This is a genomic window from Mesorhizobium sp. M7A.F.Ca.US.008.03.1.1, assembly GCF_003997495.1.
Classification (GTDB): Bacteria; Pseudomonadota; Alphaproteobacteria; order Rhizobiales; family Rhizobiaceae; genus Mesorhizobium.
In genome coordinates, this window is record NZ_RZRU01000003.1 from 338,718 (window position 1) to 356,779 (window position 18,062).

Annotated in this window: 18 protein-coding genes; 7 read left to right on the top strand and 11 right to left on the bottom strand. The window is 61.8% G+C overall.

The genetic code is table 11. The annotated features are described in order from the left end of the window. From EOA16_RS07165 to EOA16_RS07200, 8 genes are all read right to left on the bottom strand, one after another. Positions 1 to 756, bottom strand: a complete 756-nt coding sequence (locus tag EOA16_RS07165) for a molybdopterin-synthase adenylyltransferase MoeB (RefSeq protein ID WP_127256690.1) — start codon at positions 754 to 756, stop codon at positions 1 to 3. Positions 757 to 787: 31 nt separating this feature from the next. After that, the gene (gene recF / locus EOA16_RS07170) at positions 788 to 1,933 is read right to left on the bottom strand and encodes a DNA replication/repair protein RecF (RefSeq protein WP_127256692.1); all 1,146 of its coding nucleotides are present in this window, start codon (positions 1,931 to 1,933) and stop codon (positions 788 to 790) included. A 183-nt stretch (positions 1,934 to 2,116) separates the two neighbouring features. Beyond that, positions 2,117 to 3,235: a DNA polymerase III subunit beta gene (gene dnaN / locus EOA16_RS07175; protein WP_013527877.1), complete on the bottom strand. Its 1,119-nt coding sequence runs from the start codon at positions 3,233 to 3,235 to the stop codon at positions 2,117 to 2,119. A gap of 302 nt (positions 3,236 to 3,537) precedes the next feature. Further along, positions 3,538 to 5,013 (bottom strand): chromosomal replication initiator protein DnaA, encoded by a 1,476-nt coding sequence (gene dnaA / locus EOA16_RS07180; RefSeq protein ID WP_245455872.1) that lies wholly within the window; start codon positions 5,011 to 5,013, stop codon positions 3,538 to 3,540. Between the two features lie 913 nt (positions 5,014 to 5,926). Next, complete coding sequence (gene rpsT / locus EOA16_RS07185; RefSeq protein WP_013533694.1) at positions 5,927 to 6,193, bottom strand: 30S ribosomal protein S20; 267 nt, start codon at positions 6,191 to 6,193, stop codon at positions 5,927 to 5,929. 182 nt (positions 6,194 to 6,375) lie between these two features. Beyond that, positions 6,376 to 7,149: an enoyl-CoA hydratase gene (locus tag EOA16_RS07190; RefSeq protein WP_127256696.1), complete on the bottom strand. Its 774-nt coding sequence runs from the start codon at positions 7,147 to 7,149 to the stop codon at positions 6,376 to 6,378. A gap of 31 nt (positions 7,150 to 7,180) precedes the next feature. Next, positions 7,181 to 8,068: a bifunctional DNA-formamidopyrimidine glycosylase/DNA-(apurinic or apyrimidinic site) lyase gene (gene mutM / locus EOA16_RS07195; protein WP_127256698.1), complete on the bottom strand. Its 888-nt coding sequence runs from the start codon at positions 8,066 to 8,068 to the stop codon at positions 7,181 to 7,183. Then, positions 8,061 to 9,302 carry a phosphopentomutase gene (locus EOA16_RS07200; RefSeq protein WP_127256700.1) on the bottom strand — a complete coding sequence of 414 codons (1,242 nt, stop codon included), beginning with the start codon at positions 9,300 to 9,302 and terminating at the stop codon, positions 8,061 to 8,063. The genes mutM and EOA16_RS07200 overlap by 8 nt, the downstream gene beginning before the upstream one ends. Before the next feature lie 192 nt (positions 9,303 to 9,494). Here EOA16_RS07200 and EOA16_RS07205 point away from each other — a divergent pair, with 192 nt between their 5' ends. Beyond that, entirely contained in the window at positions 9,495 to 10,415 is a 921-nt protein-coding gene (locus tag EOA16_RS07205; RefSeq protein WP_164754139.1) for a PhnD/SsuA/transferrin family substrate-binding protein, read from the top strand. 37 nt (positions 10,416 to 10,452) lie between these two features. Here the strand turns inward: EOA16_RS07205 and EOA16_RS07210 are convergent, their stop codons facing one another. From EOA16_RS07210 to EOA16_RS07220, 3 genes are all read right to left on the bottom strand, one after another. Continuing rightward, entirely contained in the window at positions 10,453 to 11,070 is a 618-nt protein-coding gene (locus EOA16_RS07210) for a TadE/TadG family type IV pilus assembly protein (RefSeq protein ID WP_127256959.1), read from the bottom strand. 38 nt (positions 11,071 to 11,108) lie between these two features. Then, a complete protein-coding gene (locus tag EOA16_RS07215) occupies positions 11,109 to 11,690 on the bottom strand; it encodes a TadE/TadG family type IV pilus assembly protein (protein ID WP_127256704.1) in 582 nt (193 codons plus the stop codon). A 137-nt stretch (positions 11,691 to 11,827) separates the two neighbouring features. Next, entirely contained in the window at positions 11,828 to 12,250 is a 423-nt protein-coding gene (locus EOA16_RS07220) for a pilus assembly protein N-terminal domain-containing protein (RefSeq protein WP_127256706.1), read from the bottom strand. Positions 12,251 to 12,581: 331 nt separating this feature from the next. On the opposite strand from EOA16_RS07220, the gene EOA16_RS07225 reads away from it, so the two are divergent. From EOA16_RS07225 to EOA16_RS07250, 6 genes are all read left to right on the top strand, one after another. Next, positions 12,582 to 12,764 (top strand): Flp family type IVb pilin, encoded by a 183-nt coding sequence (locus EOA16_RS07225; protein WP_127256708.1) that lies wholly within the window; start codon positions 12,582 to 12,584, stop codon positions 12,762 to 12,764. Positions 12,765 to 12,936: 172 nt separating this feature from the next. Then, entirely contained in the window at positions 12,937 to 13,455 is a 519-nt protein-coding gene (locus EOA16_RS07230; protein WP_127256710.1) for a prepilin peptidase, read from the top strand. Positions 13,456 to 13,669: 214 nt separating this feature from the next. Next, positions 13,670 to 14,482, top strand: a complete 813-nt coding sequence (gene cpaB, locus EOA16_RS07235; RefSeq protein ID WP_127256712.1) for a Flp pilus assembly protein CpaB — start codon at positions 13,670 to 13,672, stop codon at positions 14,480 to 14,482. Further along, positions 14,479 to 15,999 carry a type II and III secretion system protein family protein gene (locus EOA16_RS07240; protein ID WP_127256713.1) on the top strand — a complete coding sequence of 507 codons (1,521 nt, stop codon included), beginning with the start codon at positions 14,479 to 14,481 and terminating at the stop codon, positions 15,997 to 15,999. The genes cpaB and EOA16_RS07240 overlap by 4 nt, the downstream gene beginning before the upstream one ends. 14 nt (positions 16,000 to 16,013) lie before the next feature. Beyond that, on the top strand, positions 16,014 to 16,751 hold the full coding sequence (locus EOA16_RS07245; RefSeq protein WP_127256714.1) for a CpaD family pilus assembly protein: 738 nt from the start codon (positions 16,014 to 16,016) through the stop codon (positions 16,749 to 16,751). A 25-nt stretch (positions 16,752 to 16,776) separates the two neighbouring features. After that, positions 16,777 to 18,060 carry a CpaE family protein gene (locus EOA16_RS07250; protein WP_127256715.1) on the top strand — a complete coding sequence of 428 codons (1,284 nt, stop codon included), beginning with the start codon at positions 16,777 to 16,779 and terminating at the stop codon, positions 18,058 to 18,060. Positions 18,061 to 18,062 lie beyond the last annotated feature (2 nt).

Sequence of the window (18,062 nt, forward strand, 5' to 3'; positions counted from 1 at the left end):
TCAGCTTCTCTTGTAGCGGATGGTGTCGAAGCGCGCCGCCAGCCCATCGTAGAGCAGCAGCCGGCCGACCAGCGGTTCGCCGACGCCGGTGATCAGCTTGATCGTCTCCATAGCCTGCAGCGTGCCGACGACGCCGGTCAGCACGCCAAGCACGCCGGCTTCGGCGCAGGACGGCACCAGGCCCGGCGGTGGCGCTTCGGGAAACAGATCGCGATAGCCCGGGTTGGGCTTGCCGTCCTTGTCGTCTTCGAATGGCTTCAGCACCGTTACCGAACCATCGAAGCGTCCGACGGCGGCATGCACCAGCGGCTTGCCTTCGCTGGCGCAGGCATCGGCCACGGCATAGCGCGTTTCGAAATTGTCGGAACCGTCGACGACGATGTCATAGCGGGCGACGAGGGCGGGCGCGTTGTCCGTGGTCAGCCGGATTGCGTGCGCTTCAACCGTTGTGTTGGGATTGATGCGGGCGATTGCCGCCTTGGCGCTATCGGTTTTCAGCATGCCGACAGTATCGGTACCGTGAATGACCTGGCGCTGCAGGTTGGACAGCGAAACGGTGTCGTCATCGACCACGCCGAGTGTGCCGATGCCGGCGGCGGCGAGATATTCGAGCACCGGCGCACCCAGCCCACCAGCGCCGATGACCAGCACCCGGGCCTGTTTCAGCCTTTGCTGGCCGGCGCCGCCGATCTCCGGCAGCACGATGTGGCGGGCATAGCGTTCGATCTCGTCTGCGGTCAGGGCGGCAGTGGTCATTGCCTGATCATACAGGGACTGAAAAACCTTGTCAGGGGTCTTCGGTTGGCCCAACCGTCCCATGGTCGACAGTCAGGAATTGCGCGCGTCCCTGGAGACTGGAAAACAGCGCAGCATCGGTTCCTGTCATGAACGCCTGGCAGTTCAGCTCCTCCAGGATGGAAAACAGCGCCGCGCGCCGCCGGCTGTCGAGATGCGCGGCGATCTCGTCGAGCAGCAGGATCGGCGTCATGCCCGACATTTCGCCGGTCAGCCTTGCATGCGACAGCACGATGCCGACCAGCAGCGCCTTCTGCTCGCCGGTCGAGCAGAGCTCGGCCGGCATCGCCTTGGGCCGGTGCCGAACGATCAGGTCCGAACGGTGCGGGCCATCGAGCGTGCGCCCGGCGGCACGATCACGGTCACGACCCTCGACAAGCGTCCGGCGGAAGCGCTCCTCGACATCGACTGCCGGCGCGGTGGCAATTTCGGCTTCCAGGTCTCCCGAAAGGCCGATATCGGCCTGCGGAAACGGCCCCGTGTCGGGCAGCCTGTCGATCATGGCGGCCAGAAGGCGCACCATCTCGGCTCGCGCGGCGGCGATCGCCACACCGGTTTCGGCCATCTGCGTCTCGATCGCGTCGAACCAGCGCTCGTCTCGGGAGCCTTCAGTAAGCAAGCGGTTACGACCACGCATCGCCTTCTCATAGTCGATCGCACGTTGCCCGTGGCCGGGATCGATCGCCAGCACCAGCCGGTCGAGAAAGCGCCGGCGATCCGCGGCCGGGCCGGTGAACAACGCATCCATCGCCGGTGTCAGCCACACCACGCGCAGCCATTCCAGCATGTCCTCGGCCGAACGCGCCGGAGCTCCATTGATGCGCACCCGCCTGCCGCCTTCGCCGGCGGTGTCGCCGCCGGAAATGCCTGTTCCGATCTCGACCTGGCCGTCAGGTCCGTCGAGCCGGGCATGCAATGCAAAGCCGCCGTCGCCGCCCTCGCGTGCGACATCCGCGTAGGGGGCGCGGCGCAAGCCGCGCCCAGGTGTCAGAAAGGATATCGCTTCGAGGAGATTGGTCTTGCCGGCGCCGTTGTCGCCGGAAAAAACCACGGCACCCGGCGCCAGATCGATCGTCAGCGCTGCATAGTTGCGGAAATTAGTAAGTGTTAGCTTACTTATATGGGTCTGTGCCGGCACCGCTATCCGCCTATAGAGCGCTCCATCGTTTCACGGAAACGCAGAACCGCTCTATCTCTTTGTTTTGAGGCAATTCCGGACGGAAAACCGCTTCACACTTTTCCTGGAATTGCTCTAGAAGTTGCCGTAAATATCGCGCTTGCCGCCGGTCCACAACAGGACCGACGTGCTGACACCGCGCCGCTACACCCGCATCGGCATCAGCACATAGAGTGCGGTCTCGTCGGCCATGTCGTGGATCAGCGTCGGCGAACCGGCGTCCGCCAGCATGAATTTGGCCTCCGTACCTGTCAGCTGCGCGGCAACGTCGAGCAGGTACTTGGCGTTGAAGCCGATCTCGATGGGATCGGATGAATAGTCAGCCGACAGTTCTTCGGTGGCGCTACCTGAATCCGGATTGTTGACCGCAAGCGTCACCTGACCCTCGCTGATCGACAGCTTCACCGCGCGACCGCGTTCGGAAGAGATGGTCGAGACGCGATCGACGGCGGCGGCAAAGCTCTGGCGGTCGATGATCAGCTTTTTGTCGTTGCCGGTCGGAATGACCCGCTGATAATCGGGGAAGGTGCCGTCGATCAGCTTCGAGGTCAAAACCACGCTGCCGATGGTGAAGCGGATCTTGGTGTCCGACAGTTCGGTGGTCACCGCAACATCCGGATCGTCGACAAGCTTCTGCAGTTCGCTCACCGTCTTGCGCGGAATGATGATGCCCGGCATGCCCTCGGAACCCGCCGGTGCGTCGATCTCGGCGCGCGCCAGGCGGTGGCCATCGGTCGCCACCGAGCGCAGCTTCAGCTTGCCGCCGACCTCATGCGTGTGCAGGTAGATGCCGTTCAGGTAATAGCGTGTCTCCTCGGTGGAGATGGCGAACTGGGTCTTCTCGATCAGGCCTTTCAGGGCAACCGAATCGAGACGGAAGATATGGGAGAAGGATCCAGCCGAAAGCTCCGGGAAGTCGGATTGCGGCAGGCACTGCAGGCGGAAGCTCGAGCGGCCAGACGTCACCGTCATGGCGTTGCCGTCCTCGTCCGTCTTCAGCATCACCTCGGCGCCATCGGCGAGCTTGCGCACGATGTCGTAGAGCAGATGTGCCGGGACCGTCGTCGCCCCGCCGCGCTCCACCTTGGCGGGCGTCGCTTCGGTCACCTCGAGGTCGAGATCGGTCGCCTTCATTTCAAGGCTGGCGCCTTCGGCGCCGAGCAGCACGTTGGACAGGATCGGTATGGTGTTTCGCCGCTCGACCACACGGTGGACGTGGTTGAGCGACTTCAGGAGATTTGACCGTTCCAGGATAACACGCATGACGAAACAGGCTCGCTTGAATGAATGACGGGCCACCAGTGGGCGGCGTCCCGCGAAGGTCTGAACAGGCTCAGAATCTGCGTAAACTGACAGGAAAAAACCAGCAAACGCAAGCCCGCGCCACCGGTTCAGGCCGGCTACGCGGGCTTTCTGGGGATAACGCGCCCGAAGTCCGCGAGCCAGTGTCGAAAAACCGAAATCCAGATCGCTTCCAGGTGCCGCCACGAGTCCGATGCAGGCCCAGCGCCGCACTGGCAAGCCGTTGAATTCCGGCGTTGTTTCGGTTCGGCCACTCCCGGATGTCAGGCCTGATCGTTGATCAGCCGCCTCAGGAGCTCAAGTTCCTGCGCCAGCGTGTTGTCGTTGCCGGAAAGGTCTTCGATCTTGCGCACGGCATGCAGCACCGTGGTGTGATCGCGGCCGCCGAAACGCCGTCCGATCTCGGGTAGCGAGCGCGGCGTCATCACCTTCGACAGGTACATGGCGACCTGCCGCGGCTTGACGATGGTGCGCGTGCGCCGGTTGGACAGCAATTCGGTCTTCGACACATTGTAGTGACGCGCCACGATGCGCTGGATGTCCTCGATACGGACACGCTTCGGCTCGCCGGTGCGATAGATGTGGCCGAGGATTTCGTCGATCCGGTCGATGGTGATCTGCGGCTCGAAGGATTGACGGAACAAAAGCTGATTGAAGGCGCCTTCCAGCTCGCGTCCGCTGCCGGTCACGGTGCGGGCGACGTGATTGAGGATCTCCTCCGAAATGTCGAGCGATGCGTCGTCGCTCCTGGCCGTGGCAAGACGCAATTTGAGCATGCCGAGGCGCATGGCGAAATCGGGCGCCGACATTTCAAGCGCGACACCGCCATTGAGGCGCGAACGGACCCTCGGTTCGAGCGATTCCAGTTCCGATGGTGGCCGGTCGGCAGCGACGACGACCTGCTTGGCGCTGTCGAGCAGCATGTTGATCAGGTGGCAGAATTCATGCTGGATCGACTTGCCCTGCAGGAACTGCATGTCGTCGATGATGAGCAGGTCGATGTCGCGCAGCTGCTCCTTGAGCGTCAGCGCGTTGTTGTCGCGGATCGCGGTGGCAAAGCGCCACATGAAATACTCGGCCGTGAGATAGACGACGCGCGACTTGGGGTTCTGCTTGAGCGATTCCGCGGCGATGGCCTGCAGCAAATGGGTCTTGCCGAGCCCGACGGTTGCGTGAAGGAAAAGCGGGTTGAAGCGCACCGCGCTCGATTGCGATTCCGCCACTGCCTTGGCGGCGGCGAAGGCCACCCGGTTCGACGGTCCCTCTATAAAAGAGCCGAACGTGTAGCGCGGATCGAGCGGTGACCCCAGAACGTTGTGGCGGAATTCGCTCTCGATCGGTGTGCCCGGACGCGGAGCCGATGCACGCTCCACCCGGCTGGGGCTGACTGTGCCGGCGGCAAGCGCCGTCTGCGTCTGCCGTGTCACCTTGCTGCGTGCTGGCGTTACCTCTGGCTCGGCCTGGCTGCGTCCCTGACGGGTTGCCGTGCGCACGACGATGTCGATCTTGAGAAGATCGGGATCCTCCTGCTTCCACAGCTCGGAGATGAGGTCGAGATAGTGGCCGTTGATCCAGGAGCGCAGGAAGGCGGTAGGCACCGAGATGCGGACGATGCCCTTGGAAGCCTCGGCGACCTTCATGCGGCCAAACCAGCTCGAATAGACTTCGGTTCCCAGGCGCGCCTTCAACTGGGTTTTGACCCGGTCGAATTTCTGTTCCGCGTCGCTGGACACCGCCATGTCGTTTGCTCCGATCAAAGTTCCAGGAAATGGGAGGTCGCCCGTAAGCTCCCTTTCGATGCCGCTCTGCATGATCTTTTCCTTGTCCTTCCGTACCTGTTTCCACCGGGGATGCGCCTCCTGCATCCGGTTCCGGCGACCTACGATGTCCGCTGCCGCCGCCGGCAGATGAACGTCGCCCATTATCCGTGGGAACCGGTGCCGGCCCATGGAAGCCGGTCCGCGTTGGGTATGTCAGGGCAATACAACACCGTCCGGCGAAAAGAGCGCCGGCGCGCCGTCTACCTGCCATGTCTAGTTACGCCAGTCCCCTACCGTATCGAAAAAGACAAACCAAACCCGTCCGCGGACTTGATCCGCGTTGCAAATCCCGCCAATTTAAGCTGGCCGATTCAGGCTTGGGTTAAGGGCCTGAGCCCGTCCCTTTCGATAGATCGACACTACCGAAATCGCTGTGGATAGGGCAAGGCCACGTCTAACGGATTTTTAAGGAATCTGGTTACTGGAGGCGGGTTCGAGTGGCGTGCCGCAACGGCACAATTTAACAAAGCCATTGTGATTCAAACCCTTTTCCGGCGAATATGAAAAACCGGGCGCTGACAGAAATATTCTGAAATAATTCGCTTGACAGCGACTTGTCCCCGATCGGGTCGGTCCGGTGTGGACAAGCTGTGGATCACCGCCTATAAGTACCTGAAAAATATCATCTATTTCTGACAGCCAAGAATCATTAAGCCGGCCCTTTTCATGCATGCGGGTCAACAGCAGGCATGCATATGCCGGCAAACTATTCCTAATTGTGAAATCCGCACAAGACGGCGTTTCCGGACATTCTTTTTAAGTGCTTGCCGGCAAACGAAAAAACCCGGCACAAACGGCCGGGTTCGAAGAACGTCAGTCTAGGCAAGTAATGTCAGGCCGACAGTACCTTGACCCGCTGAGCCAGTCGCGACACCTTGCGGGACGCCGTGTTCTTGTGAATCACGCCCTTGGTCGCGGCGCGCATCAATTCCGGCTCCGCGATCTTGAAGGCAGCCTGTGCGGCAGCCTTGTCACCGGAGGCAAGCGCCTCTTCGACCTGGCGGATATAGGTGCGGACGCGCGAGCGGCGATTCTTGTTGATCGCTGCGCGGCGGACGATCTTGCGCGTTGCCTTTTTGGCCGAGGATGTATTGGCCATGATGCCTCTCTTCTGATCTGGTCGGCGCATGCGGAATGCCGCAGGGCGCAAAAAACAAACGGGCAGCCACGGGGCCGCCTCGGTTGGTGCGGCTTATAGTTCAGCTTTTCCGGCGCGTCAACGCTGCCTGGCCTTCTTTTTGGCGGCCAACAGCCATGTTCTTCCCGGCGAGAGGCTTGACGTCAGCGGTTGGTGAAATTCGGCTTCCGCTTCTCGGCAAAGGCCGCCATGCCTTCCTTCTGATCGTCCAGGGCAAACAGCGAGTGAAACAGCCGGCGCTCGAACCGCAATCCCTCGGCAAGCGTCGTCTCGAAGGCGCGGTTGACAGCCTCCTTTGCCATCATCACCGATGGTAGCGAGAAAGCGGCGATCTTGGCCGCGGCCTTCAGCGCCTCCTGGACAAGTTCGCCGGCCGGCACGACCCGCGACACCAGGCCAGAACGCTCGGCCTCGGCGGCATCCATCATCCGCCCGGTCAGGCACATGTCCATCGCCTTCGACTTGCCGACGAAGCGGGTCAGCCTTTGTGACCCGCCCATGCCTGGAATGACGCCGAGCGTGATCTCGGGCTGGCCGAATTTGGCCGTGTCGGCGGCGATGATGAAATCGCACATCATCGCCAGCTCGCAGCCGCCGCCGAGTGCATAGCCCGCCACCGCCGCGATAATTGGCTTTCGCGCCCGCGTCAGTTCCTCCCAGCCGACGAAGAAGTCTTGGGCGTAGGCGTCCGCGTAGGAGATGGACTGCATCTCCTTGATATCGGCGCCGGCGGCGAAAGCCTTTTCGGAACCGGTGATGACCATGGCGCCGATACCGGGATCGGCGCTGAACCCGTTCACGGCCGCCACCACTTCGGTCAGGATCCGGGAGTTCAGCGCGTTGAGCGCCTGCGGCCTGTTCAGCGTGATCAGTCCGACCTTGCCGTGCGTCTCGGTGATGATCGTCTCATAGGCCATGGCTGCTTCTCCTCGCTCGCGCTCGTCTAACTCACCGCTGACATGTCCGGCAATAGAAGGTCGATCGGCCGCTCTGCACGATCCGTTCGATGTGGCCACTGCAGCCGGGCTTGGAGCAGGACTCGCCCTCGCGGTCGTAGACGGCGAAGGCGTGCTGGAAATAGCCCAGTGACCCATCGGTCTGCATATAATCCCGCAGTGAGGATCCGCCGGCCGCGATCGCATCTGATATCACCGAACGGATGGCTTGCGCGAGGTGTTCGCTTTGGGCCTGGGCTTTCTTTCCGGGTTTGGCGATCGTGCCCGCCTCGCGCAGCGGCGACAGGTTGGCGCGCCACAGCGCCTCCGACACATAGATGTTCCCGAGCCCGGCGATCAGCCTCTGGTCGAGAAGCGCTGCCTTCAGCGGTGATCGCCGCCCCTTCATCAATGAGGCAAGCAGCGCACCGTCCAATGTGTTGCCCGTAGGCTCGACGCCCAACCCGGCCAGCATCGGATGGATGTCCGGCCCTTCGGCAAACAACATGAAGCCGAAGCGGCGCGGATCATTGAAGATCACGCGGGATCGGGCGCCTGCCGGAGATACGACATGGAAGACGACGTGATCGTGATTGGAGCTCTTCGAGCGGTCGTGCCGGAAGATGCCGGGCATGTCGCTGCCATCGGCCGTCTCGATGCGGAATGAGCCCGACATGCCGAGATGGCAGATCAGCACGGGGCCGCCTTCCAGGTCCATCGTCAGATACTTGGCCCGGCGGCCGAGTGCCGTGATCGTCTTGCCGGTCAGTCGCTGCGCGAATTTCTCGGGAAATGGAAAGCGCAGATCCGGTCGGCGCGCCTCGACACGGGTGATGGTGGCGCCTTCCAGCACCGGCTGAAGTCCGCGCCGGACGGTTTCGACCTCCGGCAATTCAGGCATGACCGCCTATCGCCGCATAGAAAGAAGTGCCGTAACGGCCGCACGCCAGGCCGAGATGCTCGGCCACGGTTTCGCCGATGTCGGCGAAGGTTGTTCTGAGCCCGATGTCGCCGCCCCTGAAACCCGGTCCAGTGCCGATCACCGGAATGCGCTCGCGCGTGTGGTCGGTCCCGCCCCAGGTAGGGTCGTTGCCGTGGTCGGCCGTCAGGACGAGAAGATCGCCCTGCCGCAGCCTTGCAAATGCCTCCGGCAGCCGCCTGTCGAACGCCTCGAGCGCGGCAGCATAGCCCGCGACATCGCGGCGGTGACCGAATTCGGTGTCGAAGTCGACGAAATTGGCGAATACGAGGTCACCGTCGCCGGCATCATCCATCGCACCCAGCGCCTCGTCGAACATCGCCATGTTGCCCGCCGCCTTGCGCACTTGCGAAATTCCGCGATGGGCGAAGATGTCGCCGATCTTGCCGACGGCGATGACACGGCTGCCACGCGCCGTCAGCCGGTCGAGCAGGGTCGGTTCCGGCGGGGGCACGGCGTAGTCATGACGGTTGTATGTCCGCTCGAAAGTGGTGGAGGTTTCGCCGACGAACGGCCGCGCGATCACCCGTCCGATCCTCAGCGGGTCAACCAGCCTGCGCACCACCTGGCAGAATTCATAAAGCCGATCGAGGCCGAAATGGGCTTCATGCGCGGCGATTTGCAGGACCGAGTCGACCGACGTGTAGCAGATCGGCTTGCCGGTCCGGATGTGCTCCTCGCCGAAGCGCTCGATGATCTCGGTGCCCGGCGCGTGGCAATTGCCGAGGATGCCCGGCACCTTGCCTTCGCGGATGATCGCCTCGGTCAGTTCGGCCGGAAAGGCGGGCACCGTATCCGGAAAATAGCCCCAGTCGAGGCGCACCGGCAGGCCGGCGATTTCCCAATGGCCCGACGGCGTGTCCTTGCCGCCCGAAACCTCCTGTGCGGCGCCGTGAAAGGCAGTTGGGAGCAGATCCGTCCCGCTGCTGGCAAAGCCCAGTCCCGTTGCGGTTTCGGCAGCCTTGCCAAGGCCGAGTGAGGCCATGTGGGGGACAAACAGCGGTCCACTGCGAAGGCCTTCGCGATCCGCGCGGCCCTCTGCACAGGTTTCTGCGATGTGCGCGAAAGTGTTGGCGCCGGCGTCACCGTAGCGGTCGGCGTCAGCCGCGCCGCCGACGCCGAAGGAGTCCAGAACGAAGAGGAAAGCGCGCGCCATCAAGTTGTTGCCAGTTTGAACGACCAGACATAGGGTTCCGCGGCTTCATTGGCAATTCGGAAACCAAACGGCAACGGCTTGGCGTGATAGTCCAGTGATGTCGCCCAAAGGTGCGCAGCGGTTTTGGGCAACGACATGCACAAATGCACGGGCATGGGCATGGATCGAGGACAACAGACTGTGGTTCCTGTCATGAGGGTTGCGCTGAAGACTTATGCCGCTCTCATGCTGGCGCAGATCGCGCTCTGGTCCAATCCGGCGCATGCTGACTGGCGCGATGATATCGGCACGTTTCGCATAGGCATCGTTGCCGAACCAGGCGCCGGCAACTCCGTTCCGGGGCTGGCACTGTTGACCGACGCCTACACCAAGGCCTTGGGCATGAAGGTCGAGTTTGTTGTTGCCCGCAACTATGCCGCGCTGATCGAGGCGCAGGCCAATGCCCGCATCGAATATGCGATCTATTCGGCCACCGCCTATGCAACGGCCTCGCAGCGCTGCTTATGTATCGAACCGCTTGTCGCGCCGGTCGACTCAGACGGCGCGATCGGCATCCGCTCCGTTCTGCTGACGCGGGACGGCAAGCTGCCCGACCTTGCGGCGATGGACAGCCATCGTATCGCCATGGCGCCTTCGGACAGCGTCGGCGGTTCTCTCTTGCCATTGGCGGCGTTGGCGACGGAAGGCCGCAAGATCGCGGAAGATGCACCGCTCCTGATCCATGCCGATTCGGCCGCGGCGGCCGAGACGATGCTGATCGACGGCAAAGCCGATGGCCTGTTCGGCTGGGTGACGGCCGCCGCCGACAGCCGGCCGGGAGCACCGGGCACGCAGGCGAGGTTGGAGGCGGCAGGGCTCTCGGTGACGGCCCTTCATGTCGTGTGGACGTCGGGCCTGCTGAGATATGGCCCGCATGCGGTCCGCAGCGATCTCGACCCCGAAGCCAAGCGTCGGCTCACCGTGTTCCTCACCAACCTCAAATCGACGACGCCAGATATCTACGACCTTCTGGAGTCGAAGCATCCCGGTGGCTTCGCCACCGTGGCGCCAAAAGACTACGAGATGGCCGCTGCTATCGTGCGCTTCGTTGCGGACGGCGGGCAGCAGCAGTAGCTGGAGCGGCCCTGCGCAGCGTCTGGCTGCCCTCTGTTCAACAGTCGCTGCAAGGGATCGCCACGCTTCTGCGGGGGCGCAGAAAATAGGTTTCGCCCATGTTTATGTTGCTGAAAGCCGAGGTCAGCCCAAGCTTCTGTTGACTGCTCGCGCTCCACGCGATGACCGGGGTATAGCCGAGGTTGCTTTCGACGCGGATGAGGAAAGTGTTGGCGACTCGAAGCGCTGCCGGGACCGTTGTCTCGGTGGTGGCGGCGGCGCCAGGGCTGGCGACGCCGGCTACCAATTTGCGTGACCACACCACCAGTGCCCTCGTCGCGTCGGGCGAAACCTGGATTGCCGTGATGGTGATGGTCGGGCTCGAGCGGTTGTAGGGCTGAAGGGTGACGCTGCCGATCTGCATGATGGCGTCGACGTCCGCTTTGAGGACGCTTGTCTGCTGGGTGACGAGATCGGCCACCATGCTGCCGATACGACTGACCTTCTTACTGGTCTCGATGGCCTGTGACGCTTCCATTGTCAGGAAATACATGATCAGCAGAATTGGCATGATCAACGCGAATTCAACCGCCGCGATACCGCGGCGATCGGACCAGAATTGACTTGCTTTCCGCCAAACTCCCGTAATCATAAGATGTGCCCCCGCACGCATCATGCCCATTGCCCTTTTCTTATACTGCTCGTGCATTCCGCTCAGTTGTCGAACGGCTCGTTCTGCCAGGTCACCGATGCGAAATGCAGGGTCTTGTTGCCGCCCATCGATTTGGCCAGCAGGTCGGTCATAACAGGCCATTTGTAAAAGACACGCAGCATGTTCCTCGACTCCGCCGCACCCGCCGTAGTGGAAAAGGGCACTTCGGTGGTGCCGTTCGTCAACTGGACATCGTTGTTCTTGATCTTGAAGCCGGCCGCCGCCGCGTCTGCGAATGCCGTGTATTGGCGAAGATCCACCATCAACTGAAGCTTGCAATCCTGGGCGACGATGATCTGCAATTTGTTGCAGATCGTGGTCTTCAACCCGTCTTCAGTGACGGTGGCCGCCTTTAACTGGCCGGTGCGCAACTGTCGCGCGACATCGTCGGTGATGTTGGCCATCACTTCCTGCGCGGCAAACGAGATGCAGCTTTCCAGAATGGCGAAGACAAGCAGCGCGAAGGGGACTGAAAGGATCGCGAATTCGATTGCCGTGGCGCCGCGCCGGTCACGAAGGAAGCGGGCGAAAAACCTTGGGCGTCCCGCTCTGTGGTCGCCTGCGCAGCCGAATTCCGTGTTCATGTCCGATCCTGCCGATCTCTATGCGGTCTCGGAAGGAGCATTAGCGCAAACCAATTGAGGTCCGGTTTGGATGATCGTTAAAGTCGGCGCCTGCCTCTTAACCAGCCAATAACCGGAACGGCAGCCGGTCACGCCAGCTATCGGCTGACGCCCATCTCCGCTTCGGAAGACTTCTCCGCTTCACTCTTGTAGGAGCTTTCGCAATAGGGCGTGCAGGACATCGTCTGGATTTCGGCACGCCGATAGATGCGCACCGACGAAGCGGCCTGCCGCACGACGGTAACCTGCTCATCCACGATGGGACTGCCATCGGTATCGAGCACGACCAGATTGGTGACGCCGAAGCCTTTGCCGGTGAGCACGATCGTCGAAGCGTCCTGCACCGAAGCGTCGGCGATTGCCGGGTTGCCGACCACGATGGTGTCTGCGGGACGCGACAGTTTGACGATCTTGGCCTGGTTCATCGTGACCTCGATGCCGGCGCCGGCCATGGCGGGCGCGACGAAGCTCGAGACGGCAAGAAGCGCGGCAATCAGGATTGACGATCTCGGCTGAGCCATTGAGGCGCTCCACGCAGGCGGACTGATCAACGGAACATGAACGAGATTGGTGAACCAACGGTTAAGCATGCGATCTTGCCAATCGTGCAATGGCCGACAAGGAGCCTGCGAGGCGCGGCCCGGTCGGGTCGCAAACCTGCCAAACCGGGGCTGGAAGGCACGGCGGTACTTTAGCCCGAAGTTAACCACGCAATATGTTCGAACCGGGAAAGGAATCGGTAAGGCTGTTTCTTAAGCCGATCGAAAGAGCTTCTCCCTAGATTGGCAGCATCCGATCAACCATCACAGAAGTTGACGGAAGTGCTGTAACACGTGGAGTAGGAGCTCTCGAATGTCTAATCTCATCGCACGTTTTGTGAAGGACGAATCCGGCGCGACCGCTATCGAATATGGTCTGATCGCCGCTCTCATCGCGCTCGCCATCATCACTGGCGCCGGCACGCTCGGCAATGCGCTCAATGCCAAGTTCACCAACATCGGGACCACCTTGAACAGCGCGCCCGGCGGCAGCTGATCGGCTTATCGCCGAGCACTTGGACTGCGTTTCTGGAAAAGGGCCGCCGCGTGGCGGCCCTTTTTCTATGCCGCTGCCAATATAGGTCGTCTTTTCATTCCAGGCCTCATCAATCGTTAATCGAACATACTTAGATTGAGCCCCGTGAAATCGGACAATAGGCGTGGCGCCGATGCTTGAAGCCCTGATCTTCGTCGTTTTTCCGTTCTGCATGCTGTTTGCCGCGATCTCCGACATGCTGTCGATGACGATCGCCAACCGCGTGCCGGTGCTGCTCGTCGTCGTTTTCGCGCTGGTCGCGCCCCTGACAGGCATGGACTGGACGGCCTATGGCGGACATTTCGCCGCCGGCGCCCTTGTCCTGGCCGTGACATTCGGCCTGTTTGCAATGGGCGGCATGGGTGGCGGCGACGCCAAGCTTCTGGCCGCCACAGCGATGTGGATGGGCCTCAACATCAATCTCGTCGAGTATCTTGTCGCCTCGACAATCATCGGCGGCCTGCTGACGCTCGCCATCATCCTCTACCGGAAGTCGCTGCTTGCGGCCGTTACCGGCCAAAATCCGTTTCTGCGCCATTTCGCCGACGAGGCAAAAGGTGTTCCCTACGGCGTCGCGCTCGGCCTGGGCGGGTTGCTGACCTATCCGGATTCGCCTTTGATGGTATGGGCGCTGGCCAGGCTTGCGGCCTGACCACAATCTTATTTTTACTGTCTGTCAGCATGCCGAAACCCCGTTCTCAACAGGGGCCGGCCCGGCCATCTTGGCCGTCCAGACCACATTCCGACTAATTTATGTAAACGTTAAATTAATCACGATCGTAAGCATTACATTAACCTTGTTTTGACGATTGCCGCTGCAAAGTCCGGCTTGGCTACGTGGTTTGCCAGGGCAAGGGTTCGAACAGATGCCAGCATCGCGATTGATAATTCTGAGCGTGGCGGTGGCCGCGGCGGGTGGCGCTGGCTATGTCGCGAAGAACATGGTGGCACCGCCGCCTCAGGTCGTCGTCGATTCCGGTCCCCAGGCCCCGGCAGTGGCACTCCAGGATGTGCTTGTGCTTTCAGGCGACGTTCCGATGGGCAACCCGATCCAAAACAACATCGCCTGGCAATCCTGGCCCGCCGACGGCGTCAACGCGAATTTCATCACCCGCACCGCCGAGCCCGAGGCGCTGGACAAGCTGAAGGGTTCCATTGCCCGTGTGGCGATGTATGCCGGAGAGCCGCTGCGGCGCTCCAAGCTGATCGGCGAGGGGCAGAGCTTCATGTCGTCGATCCTGCCTTCCGGCATGCGGGCGGTCGCCACGGCCATCTCTGCCGATACGTCGGCCGGCGGCTTCATTCTTCCCAACGATTTCGTCGATGTCATCATGACCCGCAGGGCCGATGCCGCCAGCGGCGCCGCCGGCTTCAACACGGAGACCATCCTCAAGAACATCCGCGTCCTGGCCATCGACCAGACCATCCAGGAGGACGAGGAAGGCAAGAAGACCAGAGTGGGTCAGACCGCCACGCTTGAACTGACGCCCAAGCAGGCGGAGATCATCACCGTCGCCCAGCAGATGGCGGATCGCCTGACCCTGGCGCTGCGGGCGGTCGCGGACACGCAGGAAAAGAATGTGGGTGAAGCCGACTATCTCGTTTCCGGCAATGGCCGCAGGGGAACGGTGAGGTTGATCAAGTCGGGCGAAGTTTCCGAAGTGGGAGCAAGGAAATGAAGCTAGGTGGCAAACTGCCGGCAATCGTAGCCGCGGCATTCGGCCTGCTGCTCGTCGGAACGAATGTGCAAGGCAGCGTCGTCGAGGCAAAGAACGCGCAGGTCACGGCATCGACGGCCACCCAGCGCGTCAAGCTCGGCCTCAACAAGTCGGTGGTGATCGACCTGCCGAGCGATGCCTATGACATTCTCGTCGCCAACCCGGCGGTTGCCGACGCGGTGACCCGCACGGCGCGGCGAATCTATCTGTTCGGCAAGGCGGTCGGCGAGACGAACATTTTTGTCTTCGGCCCGAATGGCGAGCAGATCGTCAGCCTGGACCTGGCCGTCGAACGCGACGTTGCCGGCCTTGAAGATTATATCAGGCGGTTCCTGCCGACGTCGGCCATCAAGGTGGAACTGCTGAACGACAACGTCGTCCTGACCGGAACGGTCGACACGCCGCTGGACGCAAAGCGTGCGGTCGACCTTGCGACGATCTTCGTTTCGGGTGGTGAAGCAACGACCGGACAATATTCGCAGACGGCGGCCGGCGGCTCGGCTCAAAGCGGTGTCGACATCGACAATCCGGACCAGGAGCGACGCACCAGCAAGATCGTCAACCTGCTGCAGATCATTGGCGACGACCAGGTCACGCTGAAGGTCACGGTCGCCGAAGTCAGCCGCTCGGTGATGAAGCAGCTCGGCGTCAACATGGTCGGCAGCGGCGGCAGCAACGGCATCAGCTACGGCGCGCTCAGCAGCAATTTCATGGGACTCGGCAAGCCGCTGTCGAATTCGGGCTTGAGCATCGGCTCCTCAGCGCTCCAGGCGTATATAAATGCCATGGAGCAGTCAGGTGTCATGAAGACGCTGGCCGAGCCGACCCTGACCGCCGTATCCGGCGAGAAGGCGACCTTCAAGGTCGGTGGCGAATACAATATGGTGTCCAACGTCTCCGCGAACGTATCCGACGACAACCAGACCGGCCTGAAAACCTACACCCTCGAAAAGATCGAGTACGGCATCGGCCTGGAGTTCCAGCCGGTGGTTCTGTCTCCTGGCCGCATAAGCCTCAAGGTCAGAACCTCGGTTTCCGAACCGACAACCGAGGGGTCCGTGTCGGCATCCACGGACAATCAGAGTCTCGGCATGAATGCCCTGTCGCTTCGCAAGCGCCTTGCCGACACGACGGTGGAACTGCCCTCTGGCGGCTCCATGATGATCGCCGGCCTGGTTCGCGACGATGTCAGGCAAGCCGTCAACGGGTTGCCCGGACTGACAAAGATACCAGTGCTCGGCGCGCTCTTCCGCAGCAGGGATTTCGTGCGCAACGAGACCGAGCTCGTGATCATCATCACGCCCTATCTGGTGAAGCCGGTAGCGCGCAACGACCTTGCCAAGCCGGACGACAATTTCAACGCCGCCAGCGATGGCGCCGCCATGTTCCTTGGCCGAGTCAATCGCGTCTACGGCACCATGCAGACCGACAAGCCCAACGGCCGCTACCACGGCGTTGTCGGCTTCATCTACAAATAAGCGGGGAAGCGGACATGTCTCAGTCAGCATTGAAGGCAAGCACCATCGCCGCACCGATGCGCTTTGGCCGCTCGCGGGTCTGCCGGCGGTTCGTTCTTCCTGTCCTGGCGGTTGCGGTGGCGGCGCTGCTCGCCGGCTGCGCCCAGCGCGACAGCATCACGGTCGGCGCCATCCCGGACGATTATCGCACCAACCATCCGATCATGATCGCGGAGAAGAACCAGAAGATAGACCTGCCGGTGGGCGCTGGTGACCGTGGCATGACGGGCTCTCAGCGTGACACGCTTTCGGGTTTTCTCGACGGCTACGACAGGAGCGCCGCTCCGGCGCTGACGATCGCTATCCCTGTCGGTTCGGCCAACGAGATCGCGGCGGCCGCTGCCGGCCGCGATTTTGTCAGGCTGGCGGCTGCCAGCGGCATCAAGCGCAACCGGATTGTCATGACCTCTTATCAGTCCGCTTCCGCCGAAGCCTCGGCCCCGATTCGCGTCGCCTATATCTCGGTGAAAGCTCAGACCGACAAATGCGGGCGTTGGCCCGAAGATCTGGTGGAGACCTCGGAAAACAAGCACTACGCCGATTTCGGCTGCTCGTATCAGAACAACCTCGCCGCTCAGATGGCCAATCCGGCCGACCTGCTCGGACCGCGCAAGCAGGCACCTATCGACGCCGAGCAGCGTGGGAAAGTCATCGATGGGTACCGAAATCAACCCTTCTTTGATTGGGAAGCAGAAGGCGAAGTTAGCTACTAACGATCGCAGTTCGGAGTACACGAACATGAACAATCTGGCCTATGACACTCCTGTAGACGGCGGCGATACCTCGCAGCAGGACATCGCCGCGATGCAGGCGTTGCGGCCGATCCCGCGCATCTCGATCCAGGCATTCTGCGAGACCGAGGGTGTTGCCAACCCGGTCGAGCGCGCCGGCGAGGACCGCCGCATGACGAAGGCGCATCTCAAGGTCCATATGGGCGGCGTCCCCACTGCCATCGAATTCTACCAATCGGCGCCGACGCCCAACCTGATCCTGCTGGAATCGCGCAGCGAGCCCAAGCAATTGCTGGAACAACTCGCCCAGCTTTCGGAATATTGCGATCCGACGTCGAAGGTGGTGGTGATCGGCCACTACAATGATGTCGGTCTCTACCGCGAGCTCATCCGCAACGGCATTTCCGAATATGTGATCGCTCCGGTCTCGATGGCCGATATCGTCAGCCTGGTGTCGTCGATTTTCATCGATCCGGAAGCCGAGCCGCTCGGCCGCTCGATCGCGTTCGTCGGCGCCAAGGGCGGTGTCGGCTCCTCGACGATCGCCCACAATGTGGCTTGGGCGATGTCCACCCTGTTCAAATCCGAAGTGGTCGTCGCCGATCTCGATCTGGCTTTCGGCACCGCCAACATCAATTTCGACCAGGATCCGGCGCAAGGCATCGCCGAAGCGGTGTTTTCGCCGGAGCGCATCGATGAAGTCTATCTTGACCGGCTGCTGACCCAGTGCGCCGAGCATCTGTCGCTGCTGGCAGCACCTTCGACCCTCGAACGGGTCTATGATTTCGATCCCGAGGCCTTCGTTCAGCTCATCGACACCGCCCAGCGCAGCGTGCCGCTTCTGGTGCTGGACGTCCCCCATGCCTGGACGGGCTGGACCAAGAACACCCTGGTCAAGGCCGACGAGATCGTCATCACCGCGACACCGGAACTTGCCAATCTGCGCAACACCAAGAACCTCATCGATATGCTCAAGCGGCTTCGTCCCAATGATCCGCCGCCCAAGCTGATCATCAACCAGGCCGGCGTGCCGAAGCGCCCGGAGATTTCGCCGTCCGACTTCGCCGAGCCGCTCGGCTTGTCGCCAATGTCGGTCATTGCTTTTGATCCGTTGCTGTTCGGCAATGCCGCCAACAACGGACGCATGCTTGGCGAAATGGATGCCAAGAACCCGGTCGTCGCAATGATCAACGAAATGGCGCATGTGCTGACCGGGCGCAGCGAGATCAGGATCAAGAAGAAGGCCGGGCTCGGCAGCCTGCTCGGCAAGCTCTCGCGCAACAAGAAGTGACG

Coding starts and splice junctions, on each gene's coding strand:
- EOA16_RS07165 (WP_127256690.1), bottom strand. CDS start 756: ATGACCACTGCCGCCCTGACCGCAGACGAGATCGAACGCTATGCCCGC.
- dnaN (WP_013527877.1), bottom strand. CDS start 3,235: ATGCGTGTTATCCTGGAACGGTCAAATCTCCTGAAGTCGCTCAACCAC.
- dnaA (WP_245455872.1), bottom strand. CDS start 5,013: ATGGCGGTGTCCAGCGACGCGGAACAGAAATTCGACCGGGTCAAAACC.
- rpsT (WP_013533694.1), bottom strand. CDS start 6,193: ATGGCCAATACATCCTCGGCCAAAAAGGCAACGCGCAAGATCGTCCGC.
- EOA16_RS07190 (WP_127256696.1), bottom strand. CDS start 7,149: ATGGCCTATGAGACGATCATCACCGAGACGCACGGCAAGGTCGGACTG.
- mutM (WP_127256698.1), bottom strand. CDS start 8,068: ATGCCTGAATTGCCGGAGGTCGAAACCGTCCGGCGCGGACTTCAGCCG.
- EOA16_RS07200 (WP_127256700.1), bottom strand. CDS start 9,302: ATGGCGCGCGCTTTCCTCTTCGTTCTGGACTCCTTCGGCGTCGGCGGC.
- EOA16_RS07205 (WP_164754139.1), top strand. CDS start 9,495: ATGAGGGTTGCGCTGAAGACTTATGCCGCTCTCATGCTGGCGCAGATC.
- EOA16_RS07210 (WP_127256959.1), bottom strand. CDS start 11,070: ATGATGCGTGCGGGGGCACATCTTATGATTACGGGAGTTTGGCGGAAA.
- EOA16_RS07215 (WP_127256704.1), bottom strand. CDS start 11,690: ATGAACACGGAATTCGGCTGCGCAGGCGACCACAGAGCGGGACGCCCA.
- EOA16_RS07220 (WP_127256706.1), bottom strand. CDS start 12,250: ATGGCTCAGCCGAGATCGTCAATCCTGATTGCCGCGCTTCTTGCCGTC.
- EOA16_RS07225 (WP_127256708.1), top strand. CDS start 12,582: ATGTCTAATCTCATCGCACGTTTTGTGAAGGACGAATCCGGCGCGACC.
- EOA16_RS07230 (WP_127256710.1), top strand. CDS start 12,937: ATGCTTGAAGCCCTGATCTTCGTCGTTTTTCCGTTCTGCATGCTGTTT.
- cpaB (WP_127256712.1), top strand. CDS start 13,670: ATGCCAGCATCGCGATTGATAATTCTGAGCGTGGCGGTGGCCGCGGCG.
- EOA16_RS07240 (WP_127256713.1), top strand. CDS start 14,479: ATGAAGCTAGGTGGCAAACTGCCGGCAATCGTAGCCGCGGCATTCGGC.
- EOA16_RS07245 (WP_127256714.1), top strand. CDS start 16,014: ATGTCTCAGTCAGCATTGAAGGCAAGCACCATCGCCGCACCGATGCGC.
- EOA16_RS07250 (WP_127256715.1), top strand. CDS start 16,777: ATGAACAATCTGGCCTATGACACTCCTGTAGACGGCGGCGATACCTCG.